This window comes from Sphingobacterium sp. Lzh-3 (genome assembly GCF_046764375.1).
Lineage (GTDB): Bacteria > Bacteroidota > Bacteroidia > Sphingobacteriales > Sphingobacteriaceae > Sphingobacterium.
On sequence record NZ_CP177226.1, the window covers coordinates 5667653 to 5679348 of the forward strand.

Sequence of the window (11696 nt, forward strand, 5' to 3'; positions counted from 1 at the left end):
GGGAGAAAGTCAAAAGTTGCCTACGCCATTGGCGGCTTTTGGCTTATCTAAAATCAACAATCCAAATACGAGATAATAAATGCCTAATACTTTAAACTAAAAATGAGTAAAACATATAAAGCTGTCAACTGGAATACCCCTGAGAACGATTATGTATTGATGTTCTGGGAACAAAATATCCGTCAATTCTGGATCGATACGGAATACATTCCTTCAAAAGATATCGATAGCTGGAAACGTATCAGCCCAGAAATGAAAGATGCGTATAAAAAAGCTTTAGGAGGATTAACCTTGTTGGATACCCTTCAAAGCCATACTGGTATGCCTAAAATCATCGATCATATCGATACATTACAGAATAAAGCTGTATTGTCGTATATGTGTATGATGGAAGCTATCCACGCAAAATCGTATTCCACTATTTTCACGACAGTTTCTACAACCGCGGAAATAAACGACATTTTCGAATGGGTTCAACAAAATAAATACCTTCAATACAAAGCAGAAACAATTGATGGCTACTACCGTGCAATCGATAAAGAGGAGGCTTCGGACGAAGAGATTTATATGGCGATGGCTGCATCCGTATTATTGGAATCATTCTTATTCTATTCTGGATTCTTCTTGCCATTATGGTTATGTGGACAAGGTGAAATGGTTGCTTCTGCCGATATCATCAAGAAAATTATCGCAGACGAATCTATTCACGGTGTATTCGTTGGATTAATAGCCCAAGATCAATTCAAAAAATTAAAAAATCAAGATCAGGTAAAAGCTCGTTTCCTGGCCCTGCTTTACAATTTGTATGAAAATGAGCTGAAATATACGGAAGAGATCTATACTGAAGTTGGTTTAACTGCAGAGGTAAAAGAATATGTTCGTTACAATGCCAACAAAGCATTGATGAATTTGGGCTTTGATCCGATCTTCGAAGTAAAACAAGTCAACCCAATCGTATTGAATGGCTTGAATACTGAAACGACACAACATGACTTCTTCTCCAAGAAATCAACTAACTACGAAAAAGCAACGGAAATTGTCCATCTAAAAGATGACGACTTCAAAATGGATGTGGTCGTAGATATATAATATTGACGATTTGTCAAACAAAAAGCCCCAAAGAAAATTCTTTGGGGCTTTTTGTTTGACTGACGAGCAACAACTATTGTTGGAATGCTTTGATGGCCTGTCCGCGCCAAGCGGCATCAAGCGGTGCACCAAGCAACCAAGTTAACGTAGGCGCGATATCATAAATCATCAAAGTTTCCTTGATTTCTTTTCCTTTTGGCACACCAGGTCCGGTCATTACCCAAGGAATCTCCACCTCCGCCAGCGATTTACCACCGTGTCCTTTTCCGGTACCGCCATGATCCGCAGCAACAACGAAAATCGTTTCATCTGCGATTCCCGCATCCTTTACTGCCTGCTGCAAAGTACCAATACGTCTGTCGACCTGTTTTAGTTCGGCATAATATTCCGGTGTGTTGTGCCCGATATTATGACCTACACCATCAGGTTGGTCAAAATGTACAAACATAATTGTCGGTTTCTCCTTTTTTATGATATCCACAGTGGTATTCAACGCTGCTTCATCATCATCCTTGGTGTTAATGATTTCTTGCACGACTTTGTTGTCGATCAAATAGCCTATACCCGGCCAGCTATGTACCACAGCAAACTGTGCCTTGGGATTTTTGCTGGCAACAGCATTAAATAAGGAAGGAAACATGCCGTTTGCTGTTTTGGTCGTAGAAGGGATCTCGGGGACTTTGCTATCCCACTCGGTATATCCATGTGCGGTAGGACCAGCACCCATAATCATGGAGGCCCAGTTTACAGCACTGGAAGAAGGTAAAACGGTGCGTACATGTGTACTATAAGTCCCCTCCTGCATCATCTTTTTGAGATTTGGCATCTCTGCTTTTGGTAGAGCATAAGCTCCAAAACCGTCAAAACCAACTAAAACAACGTGTTTGATCTTTTTGCTCTGTGCCGACACAGCACTTGTGGACAGCCCCAGTACGATCAATGGTAAGAATAGATTTTTAATTTTCATCTGTATAAATTTGTTTTTCAGTTGCGATGAAGCTATCAGATTTATTCATCCCCAAATGTGATTGAATAAATCATGATGGTTTCATAATATAATAACTTGGTATTCAACTCCTACACAACCTCCTCAAACTTTCATGTACCCACAATAAGATAGCCTTAACGCCTCCACGGCTAACAATATCGTGTTAGCGCCCGTTCAGAGACTGTGTATTACAAATCATTCAATATTAGAAGTTGATTTCTTCAAAAATAGAAATTTTACGTTATCTATTATGTTAAGTAAACATTATTTAATCTCTCTAACCAACATGTTACAAGAACAAAAAAATCTGCTAAAATTACTTTTAGCAGATTTTTCATTAAGCCTACGATGAGGTGCTACACAGTTGCTCTAGAACCCCGCTTTTGCCAATCGTGCATACATCTCAACAAAAGCACTTTGATCAAGCAGCCATTTCGATTTATGTTGCTCTTTTAGGCTCCAGTATACGCTTCATCATAATAAATTAAAGACTATTGATATCCTGGATTCTGAGTCAGTTTATTATTACGCTGTATCTCATCAGGAGAAATCGGCCATAATAAATCGGATTCTTTAAATGTTGCTCCAGAGCCATTCTTTGCACCAATTAATGGTACGAAATCGACTTTACCAGCCTCAGTCGTTGAAATTACAGGGAACATTTTTGTACGCACAATATCATCCCACATTTTGAATTCTAATGGGAACTCACGTAGACGCTCTTTCCAGCATTCTTTCACGAAATTGTCTGCTGATAATGTTTGTAATTCGGCCGTATAAGTAGCAACTGATTTTCCTTCGGTATTTGCCCGTGCTTTTACCTGAGCTAAATAACCTGCAGCCTCGGCACTTACACCAGATGTTTTAGCAATTCCTTCTGCAGCTATAAGCAAGGCCTCAGGATAACGGTAGAAGTTCCAGTCTTTCGTTGCTTTACCTGTTGTCAACAGAGCTTCTTCATCCACAAAATACCATATTCCCGCATCCGTTGATTCCCATACTTTTCCATTTTTTGGATTTGTATACTTCCAATGATAGAATTGATTCGGCTGGATACGGAGATCCTTGCTCTCGTAGACATTCAAAAATTGCTTGGTTGGTCCATAGATTCTTTCAAAGATCGAATAGGATGTAAATAACGATACGGCTGACGAATTGAAAGCATAAGTCGGCCACCAGCTACCATCGCGGATAGTCGCATTATACTCCTGTGCATAAATTACTTCATCCAGATCATCCGTCGTACGTAATTTATTATAGGCACTGTTCATCGCCAAATTGGTGTTTGTGGTCATACTATGACCTGAGCCGATGACAAGTTTTGCCGCTGCCGCAGCGTCAGCATACTTACCCTGTTGCAAGTAAACGTTGGCCAAGGTCATGGCCGCTACATATTTGGTTATCCGGTGTCCATTTGCCGCAAACGTTGCAGCAGGAAGAACTTCCACTGCAGACTTCAAATCAGATTCTATTAATTCATATACTTTTGCCGCATCTGTACGTCCTAGATAAAGATCATCTTTTAATGATTCATTTGCGTTAGTATAAAAAGGAATAGCGCCGAAAGTCTTTACCAAATAGAAGTAATTAAATGCCCGAAAGAACTTTGCCTCGGCAACTAATGTATTCTTTACCCCATCTGGCATCGTGATTTGGGGAATATATTGAATAGCAGCGTTGGATGTGTTGATTGCTTTATAGCCCTCATCCCAAATGGTATTCATTGTATTAGAGATGATGCTCGTATTGTTTTGACGGGTCAATTCTCTGGCAAATAAACAGATCCGCTCCTGTCCTTCATAGCTGCTTGTAAAATAGCCGGTCAGCATCGAATTGATAGAGGCTGTAGGGCCAAGATAAGCACTTGAGGCATAGGAGTAGCGCTGAGGAGCTCCATTACGGTACAGATAATTAACATTTTCCCGAGCCTGAGACTCTGTTTTATAGAAACTCGCCAAAATAATTCCTGACTTGGGATCCTCCTCCAAAAATTTATTACAAGAAGTTGTTAATGCCAGTCCGGCCAATAACAACATACATAATTTATTCTTCATTTTACTAAGTTCTAAGAGTTAAAAGGTAACATTCACACCAACAGAAAAGGTTTTTGCTCTTGGATAAGAGAAAAAAGTCATATTCTGACCAAATTTATTCTCTCCCTGAGAGGTACTTTCAGGATCATAACCCAAGAACTCCTTCGATGTAAATAAGAATGGATTATTCGCCGATGCATAAACACGTAATCTAGACATACCGACACGTTTTAGCACATCAGGATTAAAGGTATACCCCAACTGGATCAAATTAACACGAAGGTAAGATCCATCAGCCACCCAAGCATCATCTACGTTTGTATCTTGTCCAGCATGTCCACCATTCGTTAAATAAATAGCCTGTTGCATGGTATTTGGATTCGAGCCATTGTACGCGTCTGTCAGGATATTTTTCAAACCATTGGTAATACCAAAGCGGTCGTAGGTTGAATGGAAGAACTGTTGCATCACATCTACACCTTTTACAAACTGCAGATCCAACGTAAAATCAAAGTTCTTGTAGCGCAAATTGTTGATAAAACTACCGGTCCAATCTGGCAATCCTTTTCCAATGACCTCTTTTTCTGCCGTTCTCTTCGCCCGCCCAATTTGGTTCACTGTAGCATTTCCGGCATCCACATCAGCCTGCGTATAGACACCCAATCGACGGTAACCGTAGAAGCTGTTTAGATTCTCGCCTACACGAACAATACTATTGGCACCCCCAACCCAGCTATTCATCAGGATATCTTCGTTATTCTCACCTAGTTTTACGACTTTATTCTGGTTATAGTTGGCATTTAAGGAAGCTTTCCAGCTAAAATCCTCGTGATTGAAGATCGTTCCATTGATCATCAAATCCAGACCTTGGTTCTTTACAGATCCAATATTTTTATAGACGGAACTAAAACCTGAAGAGGTTGGTAACGGTGCTTCCAATAGGAGGTCATTGGTCTTTTTATGGTAATAAGAGACATCAAAATTCAATCGGTTCTGAAATAAGCCTAATTCGACGCCGACGTCATATTGGGCAGTTTTCTCCCATTTTAGATCCGGGTTTGCAATAGATGCTACATAAGACCAAGAAGCGCGTTGCCCGTTTAATAGTGTTGTTCCCGTCTCAACATTCGCCAGTGAGCTATACGGGTCAATCTCCGAATTACCTGTTAGACCGTAACTTGTATGTAATTTCAGGTTGCTGATCTTTTCGTTCCCTTTCAAGAAATCTTCATTACTCACGTTCCATGCTAAACCAGCAGATGGGAAGAAGGCATACTTCTTATCCAAACCAAATTTGGACGCACCATCATAACGGCTTGTAAATACCACTGAATAACGGTCATCATAAGAATAGTTGGCGCGTAAGAAATAGGAGTTCATCGCCCATTTGTCGTAGGCTGAATACGGTGGATCAGGAATTGTTCCCGCTCCCATATTATTGTATTCAAAGAAATCGTCAGAAAATCCTGTTGTACGGCTTCCATCATAATCATTGGTCCTTGCCTGCCAGGATAGACCTGCCATCGCATTGATCCGATGCTTGTCAATTTTTTTATTATAAGTCAGGTAAGTTTCTTCTTGCCAGTAAAGTGTATTACGGTGATTAATTTCCGCCCAACCATTTGGTCTGGAAATGTTATTTAGTGTTACAGAAGAATAGCCACGGTAGGTCTTCTGATGATTATCAATACCCAATTGGGTTTTCAAATCCAAACCTTCTGCCAAGTGGAAGGTTAATGCAGCATTTCCAAAAATCTGGGTATTATAACGCATGCGTTTTTGCTTGTCTAAAATAGCGACCGGATTAGACATCCCCTCAAAACCCAATGTTTCTGCTACTTTTGAAGAAGAGGAATTGGTATAAGTACCGTCCTTTTCGTAGACTGGATACCAAGGAATCATCTCGATCATGGTACGACGCGCTTCTTGCCCACCACCATCTTCTGGTGTATAACGTCCCCAAGTATGGTTTACAGTCAAGTTAATTGCTGTAGATAACCAAGAAGTTGGTTTGGCATCATAAGCTAGCTTTCCATTGATACGCTTATTCCAGGTATTATTAACAACACCTTGCTGATCGGTATAATTCAAAAATGCCCCGACAGAAGATTTGTCATCACCCTGTTGTACGTTCAACTGATGGTTGTGCGAAATTGCTGTACGTGTTGCTTCACGTTGCCAATCTGTATTATAAAGTGGGTTACCATTGGCATCGAAATAATTGGCATCATTAAACCAGGTCTTTTTATCCAAAGACCAGGATTTTCCCTGATATTTATTTTCATTTTGTAAGCCGATCATAAAGGCATCTACCCATTCCTGTGCATTCAATACATCCATGTAGCGTTGAACCGAGCTCACACCAGCAGATCCTTGATAACTAATTGTTTTGGACCCATCTTTGTTTCCTCGTTTTGTCGTTACCAAGATAACCCCGTTTGCACCACGTGCACCGTAGATTGCTGCCGAAGAAGCATCTTTCAATACCTCAATATTCTCGATATCATTCGGATTCAACAATTGAAAGTCTTCCATCACAACCCCATCCACAACATAGAGTGGATTGGATGATGAATTGATCGTAGCCACACCACGAATAACCACACGGTTAGCATAAGCACCGGGTTGGCTCGAGTTGGAAAAGATATTCACACCCGAAGCCTTACCTCTTAAGTTATCCAGCGGACTAAAGTTCTGATCTTTGATCATGTCAGCTCCTTTAACCATCGCAATAGAACCTGTTACATCCGATTTACGCATGGTACCGTAACCTACAACGACAACCTCATCCAATTGGCTTTGATCATCGTCCAATTGTACTGAAACAGTCGCTCCGGAAACAGTGACTTCTTTGGCTTTGTAACCAATGGAAGAAACCACCAATACATCCCCCGATTTAGCATCCAATGTAAAATTACCCAAGGCATCGGATTGTGTGCCCTTCGAAGTACCTTTAACGGCGATGTTAACTCCTGAAATTGGTTTTCCAGTAGCATCCAATACTTTTCCTTTAACTTGTTGCTGCAAATGGTTTACTTCTTTTACGAAGGATTTGACTTCGTAATTGGCAGAAGTTCCGACTGCGGCATTGACTTGTTGGAAAGTACCAGCAATGACAGCCAATGAGAAAAATAACTTTGATTTTTTCCCAAGCTGCGCAAGTGATTTTACGTCAACTTTGCTCATATTAATAGTGATTTGGTTTATAAAAACGTTTTAGCAAAAAGATGCTTAGAACGTCTAGTTTAATTTAGTTTCCCTTAATTGATCGTTTTAAAATCGATCCGCTTTCTTAAAATTGCTTGTTAAACTCCCCTGCTTTCATTTAACAGAAAACATCAGGTCTCAAAATGCTTATGGGATTATTACCAGATAGCATTTGCAATAAAATAAGCTAAATCGCTTTTGCATTTGTTGTAAAATTTTTTGGTTTCCCTATTTTGGTTTTTTAATTGTCTTTTTTTATTACTTATTGGTTCTTTAATTGTTTATTCGTTGTTATTCCCCTTTTGGTTTTTATTTCTTGGTTTAGGGTGTTATTAAGTTGGAAAGATAACACTTTAATTTTACTGGGGAAAGATTTATTTTCAAAACCTTTCCCCAGCACATTAGATATTTCCTTTCTTCATTTCGCTAATCGCATAATCGACAGATCGAGCCGAAAATGCCATATAGGTCAATGAAGGATTTTGTGTTGATGTCGAGGTCATACTTGCACCATCGGTGACAAAAACGTTTTTCACCGCATGCATCTGATTCCATTTATTCAATACCGAAGTTTTTGGATCATGCCCCATACGTGCACCGCCCATTTCATGGATATCCAAACCTGGAGCCTGCCAGTGTGTATCCGGGCGAATGTTTGTGAAGCCAGCATCTGTAAACATCTCCGTCATGACAGCAATGTAATCCTTTTTCATTTTTTCATCATTCTCATCATAATCGACAGCAATTTTCAACAAAGGAATACCCCAGTCATCTTTTTTACTGCTATCCAATGAAACCATTCCCGATTCTTTTGGTATCGTTTCACCCATCATGTGAGATCCAACCTGCCAAACACCTAATTTAGGATTCAACAAATTGTTTTTCAGATCTAACCCTAAGCCCGAACGATCGGACTCTTTACTACGCGAAGCTCCGAACCCGGCAGCATAGCCCCTTAAAAAGTCCGTTTCCTGTTTGTGCAAGTTTCGGAAACGTGGAATATACCCTCCACCTGCGGGATTCCGTCCTTCGGCCGTAAAATCCAACATTCCTTCATACTCCGCATAAATGCGTGCACTATAGTTGTGAAAGGCCACATATTTTCCGAGCACACCGCTATCATTACCCAAACCATTTGGAAAACGGTTCGATTTAGAATTCAATAAGATCAAATTAGTATTGATTGCAGCCGCATTAACAAAAATCAATTTGGCATAAAAATCAATTTCCTCTTTTGTATTGGTATCAATAACACGTACACCCACTGCTTTTCCCTTTTGTTCATCATAAAGGATCGAATGAACAACCGAAAATGGGCGTAAAGTCATATTTCCAGTCTTGGCGGCCCAAGGAATTGTCGTTGCATTGGAGCTGAAATATCCACCAAAAGGACATCCGCGCTGACAAAGTACCCGATTCTGACATTGTACACGTCCTTGCTCGATGTGAATCTGATTTGGCTTAGACAGGTGTGCACAACGTGCTGAAATCACTTTGCGCTCCGGAAATTTCTTTTGAACGCTTTCTTTAAAATACTTCTCGACAATATTTAAGGGGTATCCAGGCAGAAACTCGCCGTCGGGCAATTCAGGAAGTCCATCATGATTACCGGCAATACCGGCAAATTTCTCGACATAAGCATACCAGGGTGCTAAATCAGCATAACGTATCGGCCAATCTACAGCAAAACCATCTCTCGCAGGGCCTTCGAAATCAAAGTCAGACCAACGTTGCGTCTGTCTCGCCCATAATAAGGACTTCCCACCAACTTGATAGCCTCTGATCCAGTCAAAAGGTTTCTCCTGAATATAAGGGTGCTCCTTGTCCTTTACAAAAAAATGTGCCGCATCTTCGTGAAATGCGTAACATTTACTGACAATCGGATTTTCTTCCTTTACTTTGAAAGGCATTTCATTCCGATGTTCAAACTCCCAAGGCATCATATTGGTGGTTGGGTAATCCTTGATATGTTGTACATCACGTCCACGTTCCAAAACCAATGTTTTCAAACCCTTCTCACACAACTCTTTTGCGGACCAACCGCCACTAATTCCCGAACCGATCACGATCGCATCGTAGGTTCTGTTTTTTTCACTGTCAATATTTAAATTTGCCATGTGCTATTTACGCCTTAACTTTTACCGCACCATTGTACGGGCCTGGAATAAGTTTATAGATCACCTTATTCTTCATCACGAATTCTGAGTTCATATACCCCTGAATTGCACGCGATTTGAAGGTCTCAAAAAAAGCCTTCTCGTCAGTTTGGTCTTTTAATCCCGCCAAAGTGGTCTCCGTCTCTTTGCTATTTTTTAAATTCAACTGTTTTCTCAATTTGTTGAAACCAGCGACAAATTTAGCCTGATTTTCTGGCGACTCACAATCATCCACCATTTTGATAACGAAAAGATGCAGGTTCAATTCCTTTCCTCCTGGTGTATCCGATTTCGGAATCAGGATATCAGCCAGATCGCCCAAAAATTGCTCATCCTCCGCCGAAATCTTCAGCTTATTTAATACAATTGATGCACCTCCATCATTCAGACAGGATGACAAAATTGTCAGTCCGCCAGCTATAATGAAAAATTGCTTTATTGCGGTTCTACGGTTCATAATCAGAGTTCCCTTTACAATTCGGTAATATTACATATATCCGAATAAAAATACAAATGCTAAATCGATTAAATTATTTTACACCCCTCAAATCCATTGCGCCAACAGGGCTTTTGCCTCAGATAAGTTTTCCACAATGTTATCAACAGCTGTTAGTCTAGCGCGCTCTACCTCCTGTTTCGTAACTGCAATCAACTGCGTCCCTGCTCCCAATGCCGATGTACTTCCTGTCGATGTATCTTCGATAGCCACACAGCGGTCTGCTGGTAGACCCAGATTTTTCAAGGCCAAACGATAGGGTTCCGGATTGGGTTTTGGCAACTCCACACACTCACGCGTGACAAAAAACTCAAAATAATCCAAAAGCTCATGCTTGCCCAAAACAGTATCGACCGTACTTCTATAACTCGAGGTTACAAGCCCGATACGGATATCTTCTGCTTTCAAAAAAGCTAAAATTTCTCGCGCTCCAGGCATCAATTCTATATCGCTCATATTAGAATCGGCATAAGCAGCACGTGTACGCTTCCACATATGTTCTTCCGTCACGTCGTAGCCATAGTCCTCGGTAAGACGCTTGACATTATGTGCTAAAGTATGTCCAGCAAAATCGCGAATCCAATCTTCATAGTTGATCTGAAGGTTAAATTCCTGTTTTAAGATAGGTGCCCAGTTTTTGAAATAGAAATATTCCGAATCAATTAACGTACCGTCCAGATCGAACAATACCGCCTGTATTTTATTCATAGTGTTAAAGATACACAAGTAGGTGGAAAAATCCTATTAAATGACGCCACAATAGGTAGAATTTGAGAATGCACCATGATAGGTATCCCAAAAACCGATGTAGACATGATAATCAAATTTATCCTTTCTAAATGTCGCGATGTCAACCGTACATTCCCCCTGCGCCGCGTCCGCGATGGCCATTTTGAGGTCGGCCTCCCGATCTAAACTGACTAAGGCCAGATTTAATTTAAATATGCTATCCCCGTATTTCGGATTCGGTATCCACGATAATTTCAACAGATCATTTTCCCAACGAGCCTGAACACCTTCGGGTGAGACGAGCTCCCCGACAAATACCTGCACTTTTTCCATATTAATAACTGGTTTATTTTCGACATCCACGTCAATCGCATTTTTGAAAATATGCTGCTGTGCAAGTTGAAATTTCCCTCGTCCGGAGTTTTTAGTTTCTTCAAATTGATACCCAAAGTTAACAATAGGCTTTATCCAGCCACAAAACTCACTTACCAATTTTATTTTCTGACGATGCGCCAATTGCGCGGCAGTTGGTGGTTTCGTACTTTTCTTCCTCGCCCCCCGGATAACACATTTTCCATTGAGATTGTAGCCATATACTGAACCTACTTTGCCTCGAAAACCACCATTTGGACCATCTTCTAATATTGCCATTTTTAAACCTTTTTATTGTAATTGCGGGATCTATTTTACACCCTAACAAATAATAGTTATCAATGTTTGACTTAGTTTAGCAATAAATTAGAATTTAGCTAGGTTTAAGTTAGGGTTTATTTAGGTTATACCTAAACAAACCCTAACTAAACCATAAGCTAACCCTAACTAAACCCTATGTAAATAGTTAATTTGATAATATGTATAAAAACAGTTGTTTTCCTTCATTTTTGGATAAGCTTTAGACATTTATTAAGTTTGTTGTGGTAAACGAAAACTAAAGTATACCGAGTATGGATGCACGACAAGCTTTTAGAAGATAGCCATATCGTTCCTCACATGACGTT

8 protein-coding genes are annotated in these 11696 nt (G+C 40.3%); 1 reads left to right on the top strand and 7 read right to left on the bottom strand.

Annotation, left to right across the window (positions count from 1 at the left end):
- The first annotated feature begins 102 nt into the window (after nucleotides 1-102).
- Nucleotides 103-1089, top strand: coding sequence for a class 1b ribonucleoside-diphosphate reductase subunit beta (nrdF, locus tag ACLCDV_RS23785; protein WP_286769100.1), 987 nt, complete (start codon nucleotides 103-105; stop codon nucleotides 1087-1089).
- 73 nt (nucleotides 1090-1162) lie between these two features.
- Here nrdF and ACLCDV_RS23790 read toward each other — a convergent pair whose 3' ends face one another.
- From ACLCDV_RS23790 to ACLCDV_RS23820, 7 genes are all read right to left on the bottom strand, one after another.
- On the bottom strand, nucleotides 1163-2056 hold the full coding sequence (locus tag ACLCDV_RS23790; RefSeq protein WP_411972404.1) for an alkaline phosphatase: 894 nt from the start codon (nucleotides 2054-2056) through the stop codon (nucleotides 1163-1165).
- Between the two features lie 512 nt (nucleotides 2057-2568).
- Nucleotides 2569-4131 (bottom strand): RagB/SusD family nutrient uptake outer membrane protein, encoded by a 1563-nt coding sequence (locus ACLCDV_RS23795; protein ID WP_411972405.1) that lies wholly within the window; start codon nucleotides 4129-4131, stop codon nucleotides 2569-2571.
- An 18-nt stretch (nucleotides 4132-4149) separates the two neighbouring features.
- Entirely contained in the window at nucleotides 4150-7296 is a 3147-nt protein-coding gene (locus ACLCDV_RS23800; protein ID WP_333577159.1) for a TonB-dependent receptor, read from the bottom strand.
- Between the two features lie 422 nt (nucleotides 7297-7718).
- Entirely contained in the window at nucleotides 7719-9434 is a 1716-nt protein-coding gene (locus tag ACLCDV_RS23805; RefSeq protein WP_088163121.1) for a GMC oxidoreductase, read from the bottom strand.
- A 7-nt stretch (nucleotides 9435-9441) separates the two neighbouring features.
- Nucleotides 9442-9930 carry a gluconate 2-dehydrogenase subunit 3 family protein gene (locus ACLCDV_RS23810; protein WP_317669348.1) on the bottom strand — a complete coding sequence of 163 codons (489 nt, stop codon included), beginning with the start codon at nucleotides 9928-9930 and terminating at the stop codon, nucleotides 9442-9444.
- 87 nt (nucleotides 9931-10017) lie between these two features.
- Nucleotides 10018-10677, bottom strand: coding sequence for an HAD family hydrolase (locus ACLCDV_RS23815; RefSeq protein ID WP_411972406.1), 660 nt, complete (start codon nucleotides 10675-10677; stop codon nucleotides 10018-10020).
- A gap of 36 nt (nucleotides 10678-10713) precedes the next feature.
- Nucleotides 10714-11349, bottom strand: a complete 636-nt coding sequence (locus ACLCDV_RS23820) for a DUF6266 family protein (protein ID WP_411972407.1) — start codon at nucleotides 11347-11349, stop codon at nucleotides 10714-10716.
- Nucleotides 11350-11696 lie beyond the last annotated feature (347 nt).

Excerpts from the sequence above, each read along its gene's own strand:
- nrdF (WP_286769100.1), top strand. The coding sequence starts at position 103 with ATGAGTAAAACATATAAAGCTGTCAACTGGAATACCCCTGAGAACGAT.
- ACLCDV_RS23790 (WP_411972404.1), bottom strand. The coding sequence starts at position 2,056 with ATGAAAATTAAAAATCTATTCTTACCATTGATCGTACTGGGGCTGTCC.
- ACLCDV_RS23795 (WP_411972405.1), bottom strand. The coding sequence starts at position 4,131 with ATGAAGAATAAATTATGTATGTTGTTATTGGCCGGACTGGCATTAACA.
- ACLCDV_RS23800 (WP_333577159.1), bottom strand. The coding sequence starts at position 7,296 with ATGAGCAAAGTTGACGTAAAATCACTTGCGCAGCTTGGGAAAAAATCA.
- ACLCDV_RS23805 (WP_088163121.1), bottom strand. The coding sequence starts at position 9,434 with ATGGCAAATTTAAATATTGACAGTGAAAAAAACAGAACCTACGATGCG.
- ACLCDV_RS23810 (WP_317669348.1), bottom strand. The coding sequence starts at position 9,930 with ATGAACCGTAGAACCGCAATAAAGCAATTTTTCATTATAGCTGGCGGA.
- ACLCDV_RS23815 (WP_411972406.1), bottom strand. The coding sequence starts at position 10,677 with ATGAATAAAATACAGGCGGTATTGTTCGATCTGGACGGTACGTTAATT.
- ACLCDV_RS23820 (WP_411972407.1), bottom strand. The coding sequence starts at position 11,349 with ATGGCAATATTAGAAGATGGTCCAAATGGTGGTTTTCGAGGCAAAGTA.